The sequence below is a fragment of the Azonexus sp. GW821-FHT04F04 genome (assembly GCF_059420025.1).
Genome location: NZ_JBWKSX010000009.1, coordinates 1 through 15,396, shown reverse-complemented (window position 1 = coordinate 15,396; position 15,396 = coordinate 1). Strand labels below are relative to the sequence as shown.

The 15,396-nt window shown below is 59.6% G+C and carries 17 protein-coding genes and 1 pseudogene; 16 read left to right on the top strand and 2 right to left on the bottom strand.

The features are described from left to right. Positions 1-10: 10 nt before the first annotated feature. The 4 genes and pseudogenes from AC07TV_RS16500 to AC07TV_RS16485 all read left to right on the top strand — a co-directional run. Positions 11-1,234 (top strand): annotated as a pseudogene (locus AC07TV_RS16500) (argininosuccinate synthase); the annotation flags it as partial. Positions 1,235-1,501: 267 nt separating this feature from the next. Further along, on the top strand, positions 1,502-1,726 hold the full coding sequence (locus tag AC07TV_RS16495) for a DUF2788 domain-containing protein (RefSeq protein WP_226400794.1): 225 nt from the start codon (positions 1,502-1,504) through the stop codon (positions 1,724-1,726). Then, positions 1,727-2,044, top strand: coding sequence for a pyrimidine/purine nucleoside phosphorylase (gene ppnP / locus AC07TV_RS16490; protein ID WP_494649456.1), 318 nt, complete (start codon positions 1,727-1,729; stop codon positions 2,042-2,044). 5 nt (positions 2,045-2,049) lie between these two features. Then, positions 2,050-2,544: a YajQ family cyclic di-GMP-binding protein gene (locus tag AC07TV_RS16485; RefSeq protein WP_117608222.1), complete on the top strand. Its 495-nt coding sequence runs from the start codon at positions 2,050-2,052 to the stop codon at positions 2,542-2,544. Between the two features lie 101 nt (positions 2,545-2,645). Here the strand turns inward: AC07TV_RS16485 and AC07TV_RS16480 are convergent, their stop codons facing one another. Then, a complete protein-coding gene (locus AC07TV_RS16480) occupies positions 2,646-3,359 on the bottom strand; it encodes a type 1 glutamine amidotransferase (protein WP_494649455.1) in 714 nt (237 codons plus the stop codon). On the opposite strand from AC07TV_RS16480, the gene AC07TV_RS16475 reads away from it, so the two are divergent. The 7 genes from AC07TV_RS16475 (at position 3,358) to AC07TV_RS16445 (ending at position 9,640) form a co-directional block, all read left to right on the top strand. Beyond that, a complete protein-coding gene (locus AC07TV_RS16475) occupies positions 3,358-4,020 on the top strand; it encodes a retropepsin-like aspartic protease family protein (RefSeq protein WP_494649454.1) in 663 nt (220 codons plus the stop codon). The two genes, AC07TV_RS16480 and AC07TV_RS16475, sit on opposite strands and share 2 nt — an antisense overlap. Before the next feature lie 9 nt (positions 4,021-4,029). Then, positions 4,030-4,287 (top strand): hypothetical protein, encoded by a 258-nt coding sequence (locus AC07TV_RS16470; protein ID WP_494649453.1) that lies wholly within the window; start codon positions 4,030-4,032, stop codon positions 4,285-4,287. Beyond that, positions 4,284-4,880 carry a CoA pyrophosphatase gene (locus tag AC07TV_RS16465; RefSeq protein WP_494649452.1) on the top strand — a complete coding sequence of 199 codons (597 nt, stop codon included), beginning with the start codon at positions 4,284-4,286 and terminating at the stop codon, positions 4,878-4,880. The genes AC07TV_RS16470 and AC07TV_RS16465 overlap by 4 nt, the downstream gene beginning before the upstream one ends. Positions 4,881-4,944: 64 nt before the next feature. Next, entirely contained in the window at positions 4,945-5,868 is a 924-nt protein-coding gene (locus AC07TV_RS16460; RefSeq protein WP_494649451.1) for a CobD/CbiB family protein, read from the top strand. A 22-nt stretch (positions 5,869-5,890) separates the two neighbouring features. After that, on the top strand, positions 5,891-7,072 hold the full coding sequence (locus AC07TV_RS16455; RefSeq protein ID WP_494649450.1) for an acetyl-CoA C-acyltransferase family protein: 1,182 nt from the start codon (positions 5,891-5,893) through the stop codon (positions 7,070-7,072). A gap of 204 nt (positions 7,073-7,276) precedes the next feature. Beyond that, a complete protein-coding gene (locus tag AC07TV_RS16450) occupies positions 7,277-8,689 on the top strand; it encodes a circularly permuted type 2 ATP-grasp protein (RefSeq protein WP_494649449.1) in 1,413 nt (470 codons plus the stop codon). A 3-nt stretch (positions 8,690-8,692) separates the two neighbouring features. Further along, the gene (locus AC07TV_RS16445) at positions 8,693-9,640 is read left to right on the top strand and encodes an alpha-E domain-containing protein (RefSeq protein WP_494649448.1); all 948 of its coding nucleotides are present in this window, start codon (positions 8,693-8,695) and stop codon (positions 9,638-9,640) included. A 92-nt stretch (positions 9,641-9,732) separates the two neighbouring features. Here AC07TV_RS16445 and AC07TV_RS16440 read toward each other — a convergent pair whose 3' ends face one another. After that, complete coding sequence (locus AC07TV_RS16440) at positions 9,733-10,638, bottom strand: MerR family transcriptional regulator (protein WP_494649447.1); 906 nt, start codon at positions 10,636-10,638, stop codon at positions 9,733-9,735. A gap of 150 nt (positions 10,639-10,788) precedes the next feature. On the opposite strand from AC07TV_RS16440, the gene AC07TV_RS16435 reads away from it, so the two are divergent. Genes AC07TV_RS16435 through AC07TV_RS16415 form a run of 5 tightly spaced genes read left to right on the top strand, consistent with a single transcriptional unit; the run spans position 10,789 to position 15,156 of the window. Beyond that, positions 10,789-11,307: a glutathione peroxidase gene (locus tag AC07TV_RS16435; RefSeq protein WP_494649446.1), complete on the top strand. Its 519-nt coding sequence runs from the start codon at positions 10,789-10,791 to the stop codon at positions 11,305-11,307. 8 nt (positions 11,308-11,315) lie between these two features. Further along, positions 11,316-12,638, top strand: a complete 1,323-nt coding sequence (locus AC07TV_RS16430; RefSeq protein ID WP_494649445.1) for an NAD(P)/FAD-dependent oxidoreductase — start codon at positions 11,316-11,318, stop codon at positions 12,636-12,638. Between the two features lie 7 nt (positions 12,639-12,645). Next, positions 12,646-13,407: a DUF1365 domain-containing protein gene (locus AC07TV_RS16425; protein ID WP_494649444.1), complete on the top strand. Its 762-nt coding sequence runs from the start codon at positions 12,646-12,648 to the stop codon at positions 13,405-13,407. Continuing rightward, positions 13,404-14,588 carry a class I SAM-dependent methyltransferase gene (locus tag AC07TV_RS16420; RefSeq protein WP_494649443.1) on the top strand — a complete coding sequence of 395 codons (1,185 nt, stop codon included), beginning with the start codon at positions 13,404-13,406 and terminating at the stop codon, positions 14,586-14,588. The genes AC07TV_RS16425 and AC07TV_RS16420 overlap by 4 nt, the downstream gene beginning before the upstream one ends. 4 nt (positions 14,589-14,592) lie before the next feature. After that, positions 14,593-15,156 carry a chalcone isomerase family protein gene (locus AC07TV_RS16415; protein ID WP_494649442.1) on the top strand — a complete coding sequence of 188 codons (564 nt, stop codon included), beginning with the start codon at positions 14,593-14,595 and terminating at the stop codon, positions 15,154-15,156. The last annotated feature ends 240 nt before the right edge of the window (positions 15,157-15,396 follow it).

Sequence of the window (15,396 nt, the reverse complement as noted above, 5' to 3'; positions counted from 1 at the left end):
GGGAACAGAAATGAGCGACATCAAGAAGGTTGTGCTGGCCTATTCGGGCGGTCTGGATACCTCGGTCATCCTCAAGTGGCTGCAGGATGTTTATAAGTGCGAAGTCGTCACTTTCACGGCCGATCTCGGCCAGGGTGAAGAACTCGAGCCGGCGCGTGCCAAGGCCCTGAAGGCCGGCATCAAGCCGAAGAACATCTACATCGACGACGTGCGCGAAGAATTCGTCCGCGATTTCGTCTTCCCGATGTTCCGCGCCAACACCGTCTACGAAGGCGAGTATCTGCTCGGTACCTCGATTGCCCGGCCGTTGATCGCCAAGCGCCTGATCGAGATCGTCAATGAAACGGGCGCCGATGCCATCTGCCACGGTGCGACCGGCAAGGGCAACGACCAGGTCCGCTTCGAACTGGGCGCCTACGCGCTGAAGCCGGGCATCAAGGTCATCGCCCCGTGGCGCGAGTGGGATTTGATGTCGCGTGAGAAGCTCATGGCCTATGCCGAGAAGCATGGCATCGAAATCGACATGAAGCACAAGAAGGGTGGCTCGCCATATTCGATGGATGCCAACCTGCTGCACATTTCCTACGAAGGTCGCCACCTGGAAGATCCGGCCGCAGAAGCGGAGGAGTCGATGTGGCGGTGGACGGTTTCGCCGGAAAAGGCACCGAATAAGGCCGAGTACCTTGACCTCGAATTCGCCAAGGGTGATGTTGTCGCCATCAACGGCAAGAAGATGAAGGCACACGAAGTGCTCGGCACCCTCAACGAAATCGGTGGCAAGCACGGTATTGGCCGCCTCGATCTGGTCGAGAACCGTTATGTCGGGATGAAGTCGCGCGGCTGCTACGAAACGCCGGGCGGAACGATCCTGCTGCGCGCTCACCGCGCCATCGAGTCGGTCACGCTCGACCGCGAAGTCGCCCACCTCAAGGACGACCTGATGCCGCGCTACGCCAGCCTGGTGTACAACGGCTACTGGTGGAGCCCGGAGCGCAAGGCGCTGCAGGTGCTGATCGACCATACCCAGGGCAGTGTCAACGGCGTGGTTCGCCTGAAGTTGTACAAGGGCAACGTGATTGTTGTTGGCCGCGATTCGGCAACCGATTCGCTGTTCGATTCGACTATCGCCACCTTCGAGGACGATGCCGGCGCCTACGACCAGCGCGATGCTGGCGGTTTCATCAAGCTCAACGCACTGCGTTTGCGCATCGCGGCCAATCTCGCCGCGAAAAAAGCGGGCAAGCCGGTCAAGCCAGCTGCTGCCAAAAAGACTGTGACAGCAAAGCCGGCAGCTAAACCTGCAGCAAAGGCCGCTGTCAAACCGGTTGCCAAGGCTTCCGTCAAGAAGGCTGTAGCCAAACCAGCAGCGAAGCCGGCGGTCAAGGCCGCTGCCAAGCCGCTGGTCAAGCCGGTTGCAGCCAAGGCAGTGGTCGCCAAGGCCGTGAAAGCACCAGTCAAGCCAGTGGCCAAGAAACCGGCTGCAAAGAAGAAGGGTTAATCAATGGATGGCGGCACCGTATTCGGGCTGAATGAAGAACAGATCGCAGATTTCTTCTCGACCTGGGGTGTTGGCGCCTTCATCCTCTTCATGTTATTCATTATTGGCGAGATCGCCTACAAGTCGAAGGCTGGCAAGACGGGCACCTTTGTGCTTTTCTTCGTGCTGGCATTCGGTATGGTTGGCTTCATCGCCAAATCAGTCATTCAGAAAATCTGGGGTATGTAAATGTCGCAATACGACAACGTTTCCGTGGTCAAAAAGGCCAATGTTTATTTCGATGGCAAGTGCGTCAGCCACACCGTGGTGCTGGCCGATGGTACAAAAAAGACGGTGGGCGTGATCCTGCCGTCGAGCCTGACTTTCAATACCGGTGCGCCGGAAATCATGGAAGGTGTTGGCGGTTCATGCCGCGTCAAGCTCAAAGGCGAAAGCGAGTGGAAGACTTATGGCGATGGCCAGTCTTTCAACGTGCCGGGCAATTCCAGCTTCGACATTGAAGTGGCTGCTGGTGATGCTTACCACTACGTCTGCCATTTTGGATAATTGCCATGCCGAGCTTTGACTTCACCTCCGAAGCGGACATGGTGGCGTTGAAGAACGCCATCGATGTCACCTCCCGTCAGATCGACAATCGCTACGATTTCAAGGGTACGACCGCCAAGGTCGAGCTCAATGAGAAAGACAAGGTCATCACCCTGTGGGGTGATTCAGACTTCCAGCTTGATCAGATCAAGGACCTCCTTTTTCCGGCTATGGAAAAGAAGGAGAAGGAAAGCGTCAAGCGTCTGGATCACCAGAAAATCGTCAGTGTCTCTGGCAATAAGGTGAAGCAGGAAATGAAGATCAAGGACGGGATCGACAGCGATCTGGCCAAGAAAATCGTCAAGCTGGTCAAGGATGGCAAACTCAAGGTTCAGGCAGCGATTCAGGGCGAAACCGTGCGTGTCACCGGCGCCAAGCGGGACGATCTGCAGGCTTGCATCGCGCTGATTACCAAGTCGATTACCGACTTTCCGATCAAGTACGGTAATTTCCGGGATTAAGCGACCTTCCACGGTCAACCGGGCTTGCTACGGTCTACCGTAAAAAACGGGTAAAAATGAAACCGGGCTGTGCGAGCAGCCCGGTTTTTTCTTGGGCGGATTTAGCCGGCCAGGCCCTTGATCCACACCGAGTAAAGCTGCTCCGAGAGCTGACGCATGGCCGGCAGCTTGGCCGAAATTTCAGCCAGCATGGCTTCAGGCATCTGCGCGCTGGGCAGGTCGGCGACGGCAATTGCTTCATCGGCCCACTGCTCGCACCACGTGGCGATCATTTCCGGCGTCATTTCGACGTGGCATTGCATGGCGAGGTGCGGGCCGGTGACGAACATCTGGTTGGCGCAGTAACCGTTGGCCAGCAAGCGGGTCGCCCCGCTCGGGATGCTGAAGGTTTCGCCGTGCCACTGGAAAACCGTGCCATTTTTGCCGGCGAAATCACCCAGCCAGTGGCGGGCGATGGCATTGTCTTCACCGTGTGCGCTACTCCAGCCGATCTCCTTGACGGGATTGCGCGTGACCTGCCCGCCGAGTGCCTTGCTCATCAGTTGCCCGCCGAGACAATGGCCGATGACAGGCACATTTTTCGCCGCCGCTTCGCGAATCAGCGCGCAGACGGGTTCTATCCACGGTAGCGGGTCGTTGACGCTCATCGGACCACCCATGAAACAAAGGCCGGAGAAACCGTCAACGCTCAACGGAACCGCGGCGCCTTCGTCGAGAGCAATCAGCTTCCATGGAATGCCTTGCTGCTCAAGGAATATGGCAAAATAGCCCGGTCCTTCAGTGGGGGAGTGGCGAAAGATGGCGACAGGGTGCATGGCGGCGTTGGGATTCGGAAAAGTGAAGCGTCATTTTACGCTGCTTGCGCTGTTGGCGTTGCTGCTGCCAGCCGCAGGAATGGCACAGGATGTCGGGCTGGCCGGGATCATGGGCAGCAAGGCGATGCTCATGATCAACGGTGGCGAGCCGCAGGCGGTACCGATTGGCAAGACGGTGGATGGAGTCAAGTTGGTCTCTATCCAGGACGATCAGGTGACCATCGAAGTGGGCGGCAGGAAGCGTCCCTTGCGCGTCGGCCAGCATGCCATCGGCGTTTCCGGCGGCGACGGCTCGGACAAGATCGTCATGACGGCAGACGTGCAGGGGCATTTTTACGCTACTGGAACGGTAAACGGAACTTCCGTCCGCTTCGTCGTCGACACGGGAGCCACGACAATTGCGCTTGGCCCGAACGATGCCCGGCGTATCGGCCTGGACCTCCGGCAGGGACAGCGCGGCCTGACCAGCACGGCAAATGGAACGGTCGTTGTTACACGCATACCGCTGGACACGGTGAGAATTGGCGGTGTCACCATGCACAATGTGGAGGCGGTGGTGCTACCCACCGAAATGCCGATCGCGCTACTTGGCATGAGTTTTCTGAACCGCATGGAAATGCAGCGCGATGGCAGTACCATGACATTGAAAAAAAGATTCTAGGAGAGAGAAATGCCCCAAAAAGATCAGGAAATAGCCTTGCTGCGTGACGAACTGGAAATGCTCATGGGCGAACGTCAGGCGCTGTTGCGTGTCGCCGGCGCTTCGGCAGTCATGATCGCCAGCATGGACAGCAAGCGTTTGCCGGTCGGCGCCATCGAGTCGGCCGATCTGGTTGCGACAACCATCAACGACCTGTCCGAAGAAACCCTTCAGGATGCGCTGGCTGCGGTCAACGCTGAAATCGAGGAAGATTCCAAGGCCGCATGACGCTCGATCTGGAGCGCTTGCGCGCCAGCCTGTTAGCCGAGCCTCTAAGCGGACATTTCGTCCAGGAAGATGGTGTCGATGACCAGCCGCTAACCCCGGCAGCCGTGCTGTTTCCGATCGTCCTGCGCGATGGCGGGCAGACGGTGCTGCTCACCCAGCGCACGGCGCATCTGCGCGATCACGCCGGGCAAATCAGCTTTCCCGGTGGGCGGGTCGAGGCCGAGGATCTTTCTCCATCGCACACCGCCTTGCGCGAAACCGAGGAAGAAATCGGCCTGCCACGCGAGCGCATCGAAATTCTCGGTTTTCTGCCCGAGTACCGGACGGGAACGGGGTTTCGTGTGACCCCGGTTGTCGCACTGGTCCAGCCACCGTTCGACTTGCGGCCAGACCCGTTCGAGGTGGCCGAGGTCTTCGAAGTACCGCTCGCCTTCCTGCTCGATCCGGCTAATCACCAACAGCATTCGCTGCATTATCGCGGTGCGTTGCGTAATTACTTTGCCATGCCTTACGGCGACTATTTCATCTGGGGCGCCACTGCCGGCATGATCCGTTCGCTGAGTGAGCGCCTTGGCCTTCTCCACGGTACTTGAGCTTGTGGTATCGTGGCATTTTAATACATGAAAATAAGCCGAATACGGCAATCATCGGCACCCCATGAGTCTTCTCTCGCTCATCGCAGTTTTCCTCCTCGAGCAACTGCAACCACTTGACTACCGTCGCATCGTTGCCGACCCGGTAGGTGCGTGGGCGGATTACATCGAATCGCGCTTCAACGCCGGGGCTTATCGGCATGGCGTACTTGCCTGGTGTTTTGCCGTCCTGCTGCCGGTGGTTCTGCTCGCCGTTGCATACGGCCTGCTCTATTCACTGAATCCGCTTTTCGGCTGGGCGCTCAACGTTGGTGTGCTGTACCTAACCATGGGCTTCCGCCAGTTCAGCCACCACTACACCGAAATCCAGCTGGCCCTGCGCTTGGGTGACCTTGAGCGAGCCCGCCAGTTGCTCGCCGAGTGGCAAGGTATATCGACCTACGGCCTTGGCTCGGAAGATATCGCCCGGCTCTCCATTGAGGGCGCGCTGGCCGCCTCACATCGCCATGTCTTTGCTGTCGTGCTCTGGTTTGTTCTATTGCCAGGCCCCTGTGGTGCGCTGCTCTATCGGCTGTCGGCCGTTGTTGGCGACCGCTGGAATGCCAAAAACATGGCCCAGCAAAGCGATTTTTCCGCATTCTCGCGGCTGGTTTTCGGTATGATCGACTGGCTACCCTCCCGGACTACGGCGGCAGCCTTCGCCATCGTCGGTGACTTCGAGGATGCGGTTTATTGCTGGCGTACCCAGCCGGCGCAATGGCCGGATCGCGATCTTGGTATCGTCCTAGCGGCCGGTGCCGGCGCCTTGGGGGTCCAACTTGGCCGGCCGGTGGTGGATGGCGTTGAGGTCTCTGATCGGGCCGAGCTCGGGCTGGGCGATCCGGCTGATGTTGATTTCATGCAGAGTGCCGTCGGACTCGTCTGGCGAGCGACTGTGTTGTGGATGTTGTTGCTGTTTTTGTTAGGGCTTGCCACCTTGGTGGGCTGAATGATTCTTACAGGAGATTTACATGAGCAGAGATGTCGTCGTTCTAAGCGCAGTTCGTTCCCCCATCGGCGCTTTTGGTGGTTCCCTGGCTGATTTTGAAAGCACGGAACTCGCCGGCATTGTCATGAAGGAAGCGATTGCCCGCTCCGGTGTTGATCCGCAAGCCATCAACTACGTTACCGTCGGTACCACGATGCCGACCGATTCCCGCTACGCTTACGTTTCCCGCGTTGCCTCGATTCAGGCTGGTCTGTCGATGGATTCCGTCGCCATGCAAGTGAGCCGCCTGTGCGCCTCCGGTCTGCAGGGCATCGTCACTACCGCCCAGAACATCATGCTGAGCGATGCCGACTACGGCATTGGCGGCGGCGTTGAAGTCATGTCCAAGGCTGCTTACCTGATGCCGGCTCTGCGCAACGGCGCCCGCATGGGTGACACCAAGGCCATCGACTCCATGGTTGCCGTGCTGACCGATCCGTTCGGCGTTGGCCACATGGGGATCACGGCTGAAAACCTGGCTGCCAAGCATGGCTTCACCCGTGAAGACCAAGATGCCTTCGCAGTCGAATCACAGCGCCGTGCTGCGGCTGCCATTGATGCCGGCTACTTCAAGTCGCAGATCGTGCCGATCGTCAAGCAAACCCGCAAGGGCGATGTCGTATTCGACACCGACGAGCACCTGAAACGTGGCACGACTATGGAATCTCTGGCCAAGATGAAGCCGGCCTTCAAGAAGGACGGTACCGTCACCGCCGGTAATGCTTCGGGCATCAACGATGGCGCAGCCTTCTTTGTGCTGGCTGCCGCCGATGTTGCCGCCAAGGCTGGTCAGAAGGCCCGTGCTCGCATCGCTGGCTACGCTGTTGCCGGTGTGCCGAACGACATCATGGGCGAAGGCCCGATCCCGGCCACCAAGCTGGCCCTCAAGAAGGCCGGCCTGACCCTGGACCAGATGGATGTCATCGAGTCCAACGAAGCCTTTGCCGCTCAGGCCCTGTCCGTTTCCAAGGTGCTCGGTCTCGATCCAGCCAAGACCAACCCGAATGGCGGCGCCATCGCCCTCGGCCACCCGGTCGGCTGTTCCGGTGCCTTTATTGCTACCAAGGCTCTCTACGAACTTGAGCGTATCGGTGGCAAATACGCACTGGTTACGATGTGTATCGGTGGCGGACAAGGTATTGCGGTCATCTTCGAACGCGCCTGATCGCTGCGGCGTTTCAGTTGTACAGAAACCCACCGGAGCGATCCGGTGGGTTTTTTTATTTGCACCAGATTGAAATTGCCCTGCACTGTATTGGGGCATGACCTTGCGCCATGAAATTGTAATATGCTGATTTTGTGCGCTTTTGTTCCGTGGCATGGAACCTGCTGAATTAGCGTTGAGAGCATCCTCAGCGACGAGTCCAATATGAATTTCTACAACGAAATGATGGACGCCAACGGTGGCGTCCGAGCTCACTACCAGGGTTACGATTCATGGCTCAAGGCGACGCCGCCTGAGCGAATTGCCCGCAAGCGGGCCGAGGCCGATCTGGCCTTTCATCGGGTCGGTATCACCTTTGCCGTCTATGGCGAGGAAGCGGGCAAGGAGCGCCTGATTCCCTTCGACATCATTCCGCGCGTCATTCCATCGGCCGAATGGAAGTCCCTGCGCTCCGGACTACGCCAGCGCGTCAAGGCGCTCAACATGTTCCTGGATGACGTCTATCACGATCAGGAAATCCTCAAGGCCGGCAAGATTCCGGCCGAGCAAGTGCTCAACAATGCCCAGTTCCGCCCGGAAATGATGGGCGTCGATCTGCCCGGCAACATCTACGCGCACATCGCCGGCGTTGATATTGTTCGTGCTGGCGAAGGCGAGTTCTACGTTCTCGAAGACAACCTGCGCGTGCCGTCCGGCGTCTCGTACATGCTCGAAGACCGCAAGATGATGATGCGCCTCTTCCCTGAATTATTTGCCAAGCACAAGGTAGCGCCGGTCCAGCATTACCCGGACATGCTGCTGGAAAAGCTGCGCGCCGTGGCGCCGAAGGGCGTGTCCAACCCGACCGTCGTCGTGCTGACCCCGGGCGCCTACAACAGCGCCTATTTTGAACACACTTTCCTGGCCCAGCAGATGGGCGTCGAGCTGGTTGAAGGCCGCGATCTCTTCGTCAAGGACGAGGTGGTTTACATGCGCACAACGCAGGGGCCACAGCGCGTTGACGTGATTTACCGCCGCCTTGACGACGACTACATGGATCCGCTGGCTTTCCGCGCCGATTCGTCGCTTGGCGTTCCGGGCATCCTGAAGGCTTACCAGGCTGGCAACGTCACGCTGTCCAATGCCATCGGTACCGGCGTCGCCGATGACAAGTCGATCTACCCGTATGTGCCGGACATGATCCGTTTCTACCTCGGCGAGGAGCCGACACTGAACAACGTGCCGACCTACATGTGCCGCAAACCGGACGATCTCAAGTACGTGCTCGATCATCTGGCCGAACTGGTCGTCAAGGAAGTCCATGGTGCCGGCGGTTACGGCATGCTGGTCGGCCCGGCATCGACCAAGGAGCAGATCGAGCACTTCCGCCAGTTGCTGATCGCCAAGCCGGACGGCTACATCGCCCAGCCGACGCTGGCTTTGTCGAATTGTCCGACTTTTGTCGAGGAAGGCATCGCGCCGCGTCACCTCGATCTGCGCCCCTTCGTGTTGTCCTCGGGCAAGTGTGTGGACATGGTGCCGGGCGGCCTGACCCGCGTTGCGCTGACCAAGGGGTCGCTGGTCGTCAATTCGTCGCAGGGCGGCGGTACCAAAGATACCTGGGTTCTGGAGGATTAAGTCATGCTGAGTCGAACTGCCGATCACCTGTTCTGGATGTCGCGCTACATCGAGCGCGCCGAGAATCTTGCCCGCCTGCTCGATGTCACCTGGCAAATGTCGCTGGTGCCGCAATCGCTCGATGCGATCAATCAGAGCTGGGCTGCCATCATTGCCCTGAACAGCCTCGAAGAGGCGTATGCGAAGAAGTATTCCACGGTCAACGGGGAAAATGTCCTGAAATTCATGGTTAGCGACCCGGACAACTTTGCGTCCATTCACAGCTGTCTGCGCATGGCGCGTGAAAACGCCCACGCCGTGCGCGGCACACTGACCACGGAAATGTGGGAAACGCTCAACTCGACCTGGCTGGAAGCGCGCGAGAAGACCTTCGACCAACTCTTCAATGCCGGTATCGGTGAGTATTTCGAGTGGGTCAAGATGCGTTCGTCGTTGTCACGTGGCACCACGCTCGGCACCTTGCTTCAGGACGAGGCCTACCACTTTATCCGCCTCGGTACCTTGCTTGAGCGTGCCGACAACACGGCGCGCATCCTCGACGTCAAATATCACGTGCTGCGTCCGCAGGGCGACGAGGGAGCGACCGATTTTTACGAGTGGGGCGCGCTGCTCCGTTCCGTCTCGGCCTTCGAGGTCTATCGCAAGGTTTATCGCGATGTCATTACGCCGGAACGGGTCGCCGAGTTGCTGATCTTCAATCAGGACATGCCGCGATCGCTGCAGTTCTGCATGAACAGCGTGGTCAAGAATCTTGACCTGATCGCTAACAGCAATTCCGGCGAAACCCAGCGCCAGGCCGGCATGCTGCACGCCCATCTGCGTTACGGGCGTATCGAAGACATCCTCGAGCACGGTCTGCACGAGTGGCTCAGCGATTTCATGGATCGCATCTATCTGCTCGGCAACGGCATCAGCAAGGACTTTCTGGTGCCGATGGAAGAGGCCGCCTAGTCAGGCCTCGCTTCGGGGCTTCTCCCGAGTTAGCTGCAGCCAGCTTCGGCGCCCGATGATTCCGGCGCCGAAGTGCATTTCAGGGCTTGCTTTCAGGCGTGTCGCTCGCGCCAGGCGGTCAATGCCGCGAGCGCATCGTCGAGCGTCGTGATCAGCTCGGCATCGCCCGTTCTGGCGATGCGGGCGACGCCACCACCACCTGCCCACAGTGCTGTTTTCTCCGGCAGGACCAGCCGCAATTGCTGGAGCAGGCCGGGAATCTGCCGTTGCGGGAAGGCCAGCGAGAAGGAGAGGGCGACGATGTCGGCCTGATGTGCCTCGGCGGCGCGACCGATTTCGAGCAGCGGCATTTGCGTGCCGAGCGGAATGCACTCGGCGCCCTCCAGCGCGAACAGGGCCTCGACCATCAGCAGGCCGAGGACATGCGGTTCCTCCGGCACGCTGGTGAGCAGCACACGCGGGCCGCGCGGGCCACCGGGCAGGGTCGCGATGGCCTGGCGCAAAAGGCGCTTGGTCAGCTCGGTAAATAGGTGTTCTTCAAAAACTTCGAAGCTGCCGTCTTCCCAGTTGTCGCCAACCTGACGCGTCAGCGGCGCAACAGTGTCCTGGACAAAACGCTGTAACCCCTGGCGGGCCAAACGCTGTTGCATGGCCTGCTGATAAGCAGCGGCGTCGTGCTGTTTGATCAGGGCGAGCAATTCACCTAATTCGCCGTCGTTCGCAGAAAACCCCGCCACCGCTGATTTGGACCGGCGGGAAGTGAGCGCACCCAGTTCCTCCTGAGGCGTGGCGATCAGCTTCCCGGGCCGATGTCCGAGATCCATCAGCCTTTTTATCTGGCGCAGACGATCGACCTGATCGGCCGGATAGCAGCGTTCTCCATTGTTGTCGCGACTGGGTACGGGAAAGCCATAGCGGCGTTCCCACATGCGCAGGACGTCTTTTGAGAGTCCGGTATCGCGCTCGACGGCGGCGATATTGAAAGTGGCGTTATTCATATTTGTCCTAAACAAATGTTAGACAAACCGTTGACAAGTCAGTCTTTGGTCGTTATCTTACGAACAAATGTCCAATTTGTCTAGGACAAAACAAACAAGGAGCTGAACATGGTCTCAAATGTGAAACGTTGGATTGTTATGGCTGGGCTGATGTCGGTCAGCGTTATGCCGGCTATCGCCGCCAGCGACTGTCCGCCGCTGCTCAAGCACGACTTCACCAGCTTGCAGGATGGCAAGCCGATGCCGCTCTGCCAGTACGCCGGCAAGGTCATCCTCGTCGTCAATACCGCCAGTTACTGCGGCTTCACTTCGCAATACGAAGGGCTGGAAAAACTCTACGCCCGCTTGAACGACAAGGGGTTGGTCGTTCTCGGCTTTCCGTCCAACGATTTCGGCGAGCAGGAGCCGGGCAGCGAGAAGGAAATTGCCGATTTCTGCCGCCTGACCTACGGCGTCGAGTTCCCCATGGTTGGCAAGACCGTGGTCAAGGGCAAGGGTGCCAATCCCTTTTACCTGAAGCTGGCCGAGGTGACGGACAGCCGGCCGAAGTGGAATTTCCACAAATACCTGATCAATCGCGATGGGACGCAGGTCGTTGCCTATTCGAGCTTTACCAAGCCGGATGACCGCGATCTGGTCAGGAAGATCGACGAATTTCTGGGCAAGTAGGTGTGAACATGACATCAAGAAAACGAATTGCTGTGGTCGGCGCCGGTATTTCAGGCCTGGCCAGCGCCTGGCTGCTGAGCAACGAGCATGACGTGACGCTGTTTGAAGCTGGTGCTTATCTTGGCGGCCATACCAATACGGTGGACGTGACCCTGGACGGCAGGACCCATCCGGTCGATACGGGATTTCTGGTTTTCAATGACAAGACCTATCCCAACCTGATCGCGATGTTCAAGGTACTCGGTGTGGACAGTGTCGAAACCGAGATGTCCTTCGCCGTCAGCCTGGAAAATCCCGATCTGGAATGGGCCGGCAGCAGCCTGGCGACGGTTTTCGGCCAAAGGCGCAATCTGTTTCGCCCGCAATTCTGGTCGATGCTGACCGATATCCTGCGTTTCAATCGCGAAAGCACGGCGTGGCTGGCGAAGCATCCGGACAACGAACTCAGTCTGCGGGATTTCCTGAGTGACGGCGGCTATTTGAGCGCGTTTGCCGACTGGTATCTGCTGCCGATGGCGGCCGCCATCTGGTCCTGCCCGACCGGACAGATGCGCGACATGCCACTCGCCACCTTCATTCGGTTCTGTCAGAACCATGGCCTGCTGCAGGTTTTCGACCGGCCGATGTGGCGGACGGTGCTCGGCGGCGGTCGCGCTTATGTGCGCAAAATCGCCAATCGGCTGATCGCCAACGGAGCCGAAATCCGGCTGGCCTGCCCGGTCAGTGCGGTTACTCGCGAAGGCGGCTGGCTCAAGGTTATTCACGCTGCCGGCAGCGAGCATTTCGATCAGGTCGTCATGGCCTGCCACAGCGATCAGGCCCAAGCCATCCTCGGTTTCACAGCGACGGACGGCCAGCGCGAGGTGTTATCGGCCATCCGCTATCAGCCTAACCGGGCGATCTTGCACACTGACCGCACCCTGCTGCCGCGTGACGAGAAGCTGTGGTCGGCGTGGAACTATTTTGCCGGAAATGGTGAGCCGGGCGAGCAACCGGTCGGCGTCTCCTACCTGATCAACAAGTTGCAACCGCTGCCGTTCGAAACGCCGGTCGTTGTCACTCTGAACCCGGCGCGCGAGCCGGATCCGGCTACGGTGATCGCCGAGTTCGATTACGCCCACCCAATTTTCGACCGCCCGGCCATCGCCGCCCAGCAGCGGCTGGCCGATGTCCAGGGTGAAAACGGCATCTGGCTGGCCGGTGCCTGGGGCAGCTACGGCTTCCACGAAGATGGTTTGAAATCGGCGCTGCGCGTCGTTAATGGCCTCGGTGTCATGGCGCCGTGGCAAGTCGATGCGGCCACCGTCAAACCTGAGTTGGAAACGGTCTGAGCCGGCCATGAACAACCCCCTCCTTTTCCTCGGCCATGTCATGCACCGGCGCCTGCGGCCGGCGGTCAATGCCTTCGTCTATCCGGTCTTCTACGTGCAATTGCCGGTACGCGACCTGGCCTTGGCAAATTGCCCGATTTTTTCGGTTGACCGTGCAAACCTGCTCAGCTTCCGTCAGAAAGACCATGGCCCACGCGACGGCAGCCCGTTGTTGCCATGGATACAGGCCCAACTGCGCCAGCACGGCCTGCCTGATGACGGCGAGATCACGCTGCAATGCTTCCCGCGCGTCTTCGGCTTCGTCTTCAATCCGGTCAGCTTCTGGTTTTGCCGTAACAACGAAGGTGCGCTCATCGCCGTGCTGGCTGAAGTCAACAACACCTTCGGCGGCTATTACAGCTACCTGCTGTACAACGCGGATCGCTCCCCGCTGCAGGACGGTCAGGAACTGCGCGCCATCAAGGACTTCCACGTCTCGCCGTTCAACGAGATCGAAGGCGGCTACCGCTTCCGTTTTCATCTCGACCGCACGGTGCCGCTGGCCCGCATCGATTACGACGACGCCGATGGCGAACTGCTGCTCACCTCGATCTCGGGCAAGCCGCGCGCCTGGTCCATGGCTGCCTTGCTCGGCGCCTTCCTGAAAATGCCTTTCCTCACCGCCGGCGTGATGTTCCGCATCCACTGGCAAGCCTTGAAACTGTGGCTGAAAGGGGTGCCCTTCCGCGGTGCCCACGTTCCTCAACCCCTCCGGGACTCGACAAAATGAACAACACGATGATTTTGCGCGGCAGCGAGAGGCTGGCCCGCGACACCCGCCTGGTCTTCGACCTGCTCGAAAAACTGCAGGGCGGAATGCTTGAAATCCGTTTGCCGGGCGGCGCCAGTGCGCTGTTCGGCGACGGCGAACATGGCGTCACCATGCAGGTCCATGATGAAGCGATGTTCAGCCAGGTGCTGGCGCGCGGCGACATCGGTCTGGCCGAAGCCTACCTCGACGGTCAGTGGGATTCGCCCGACGTCACCGGGCTATTGAAGTTGCTGGCAGCCAATCGCGAACAGCTCAAGAAGGCCGTCTATGGCTCGTGGGGCAGCCTGCTCGCCGCCCGCGTCCGCCACTGGCTCAACAGCAACAGCCGTAGCGGCAGCAAGCGCAACATCATGGCCCACTACGATCTCGGCAACGACTTCTACAAGCTGTGGCTCGACCCGAGCATGAGTTACTCGTCGGCCGTCTATCGCGAAGCCGACGACGGTTCGCTCGAAACTGCGCAGCACGCCAAATACCGCCGCATCCTCAACTGCCTGAAGGCGGCGCCCGGCCAGAACGTGCTGGAGATCGGCTGTGGCTGGGGCGGTTTTGCCGAACTGGCGGTGCAGGAAGGCTTGCGCACCACCGGCCTGACCCTGTCGCCAGCCCAACTCGACTGGGCGCAGAAACGCGTGCCGAGTGCCGACCTGCGCCTGCAGGACTACCGCGATCTCGACGAGCAATTCGACCACGTCGTGTCCATCGAAATGTTCGAAGCCGTCGGCGAACGCTGGTGGCCGACCTATTTCAAGACGCTGGCCAAGGCGCTCAAGACCGAGGGCAGGGCGGTCGTCCAGAGCATCACCATCCGCGATGACATCTTCCCGGAATACCGGCGCAGCACCGATTTCATCCAGCAATACATCTTCCCCGGTGGCATGCTCCCCTCGCGCGCCGCTTTCCGGTCGGCTGCGGCCAAGCAAGGCCTGATCGTCCGCAACGAATACGCCTTCGGGCAGGACTACGCCAAGACCCTGGCCGAATGGCGCCACGCCTTCGAAGCCAACTGGCCGGAAATCCAGAAGCTTGGTTTCGACGAGCCCTTCCGCCGCCTCTGGCGCATGTACCTTTGCTATTGCGAGGCCGGCTTCCTGGCCGGGAATATCGATGTCGTCCAGTTTGAACTCACGCACCGTTGATCTGGTGGCCGCCGGGGCGCATTTGAGCGAATCCCACGGTCAACCGGAAAAAAAGGCCAAAAATGAAATGGCCTCGGGTGCGCGCCGTCGGCTTTTGCTGGCGCTCGCCGCGGCGCCGTTCGCGGCATTTGCCAACACTGACCCGACGGCCGGCCTGAAGCGCTGGGGCAATGGCGAGTTTCGGCGCTTCGGATTTCTCGTTTATGAAGCGACGCTGTGGGCGGGGGATGATCCGCAACGGCCGCCGTTGGCGTTGCGGCTCGACTACAAGCGGACGCTTGCCGGGGCGGCCATTGCCGAAGCCAGCGTCAAGGAAATGCGGGGGCTGGGGGCGGATGAGGCTTCCCTCAAGCGCTGGGGCGAGCAGATGACGCGGATTTTCCCGGACGTGAAGGAAGGGGATTTCATTATTGGGCAGTACGAGCCTGGGGTTGCGCGGTTTTACTTCAATGGTCGTTTGCTTGGGGAAGTTGCCGACGCGGATTTTGCGCGGGCGTTTTTTGGCATCTGGCTGGATGCGAAGACGAGTGCGCCGGGGTTGCGGGCGGCGCTGTTGAGGCGGGTGTGATGCGCTCTACTTCTCCCTTGCTGCTGGCAGAGTCCTCCTTTGAGGCTTGGGGTTCCGCCTTGTTGGCGGGCGTACTTTCTTTTGCTTCGCCAAAAGAAAGTAGCCAAAGAAAAGGCGACCCCAGGGTCGGCGCCCTTCGGGTTCCTTGCGCTACTCGGCAGGTCGGGCGGCTTGCTAAACTCGCCTGCGGCTCAGACAACGCAAGCCGACTGCCCCCGGCCCGCCTGCGTTGCTCAGCGC

What these genes read in the sequence shown, in the direction of transcription:
- AC07TV_RS16495 (WP_226400794.1), top strand. Translation starts at nt 1,502, where the DNA reads ATGGATGGCGGCACCGTATTCGGGCTGAATGAAGAACAGATCGCAGAT.
- ppnP (WP_494649456.1), top strand. Translation starts at nt 1,727, where the DNA reads ATGTCGCAATACGACAACGTTTCCGTGGTCAAAAAGGCCAATGTTTAT.
- AC07TV_RS16485 (WP_117608222.1), top strand. Translation starts at nt 2,050, where the DNA reads ATGCCGAGCTTTGACTTCACCTCCGAAGCGGACATGGTGGCGTTGAAG.
- AC07TV_RS16475 (WP_494649454.1), top strand. Translation starts at nt 3,358, where the DNA reads ATGGCGGCGTTGGGATTCGGAAAAGTGAAGCGTCATTTTACGCTGCTT.
- AC07TV_RS16480 (WP_494649455.1), bottom strand. Translation starts at nt 3,359, where the DNA reads ATGCACCCTGTCGCCATCTTTCGCCACTCCCCCACTGAAGGACCGGGC.
- AC07TV_RS16470 (WP_494649453.1), top strand. Translation starts at nt 4,030, where the DNA reads ATGCCCCAAAAAGATCAGGAAATAGCCTTGCTGCGTGACGAACTGGAA.
- AC07TV_RS16465 (WP_494649452.1), top strand. Translation starts at nt 4,284, where the DNA reads ATGACGCTCGATCTGGAGCGCTTGCGCGCCAGCCTGTTAGCCGAGCCT.
- AC07TV_RS16460 (WP_494649451.1), top strand. Translation starts at nt 4,945, where the DNA reads ATGAGTCTTCTCTCGCTCATCGCAGTTTTCCTCCTCGAGCAACTGCAA.
- AC07TV_RS16455 (WP_494649450.1), top strand. Translation starts at nt 5,891, where the DNA reads ATGAGCAGAGATGTCGTCGTTCTAAGCGCAGTTCGTTCCCCCATCGGC.
- AC07TV_RS16450 (WP_494649449.1), top strand. Translation starts at nt 7,277, where the DNA reads ATGAATTTCTACAACGAAATGATGGACGCCAACGGTGGCGTCCGAGCT.
- AC07TV_RS16445 (WP_494649448.1), top strand. Translation starts at nt 8,693, where the DNA reads ATGCTGAGTCGAACTGCCGATCACCTGTTCTGGATGTCGCGCTACATC.
- AC07TV_RS16440 (WP_494649447.1), bottom strand. Translation starts at nt 10,638, where the DNA reads ATGAATAACGCCACTTTCAATATCGCCGCCGTCGAGCGCGATACCGGA.
- AC07TV_RS16435 (WP_494649446.1), top strand. Translation starts at nt 10,789, where the DNA reads ATGTCGGTCAGCGTTATGCCGGCTATCGCCGCCAGCGACTGTCCGCCG.
- AC07TV_RS16430 (WP_494649445.1), top strand. Translation starts at nt 11,316, where the DNA reads ATGACATCAAGAAAACGAATTGCTGTGGTCGGCGCCGGTATTTCAGGC.
- AC07TV_RS16425 (WP_494649444.1), top strand. Translation starts at nt 12,646, where the DNA reads ATGAACAACCCCCTCCTTTTCCTCGGCCATGTCATGCACCGGCGCCTG.
- AC07TV_RS16420 (WP_494649443.1), top strand. Translation starts at nt 13,404, where the DNA reads ATGAACAACACGATGATTTTGCGCGGCAGCGAGAGGCTGGCCCGCGAC.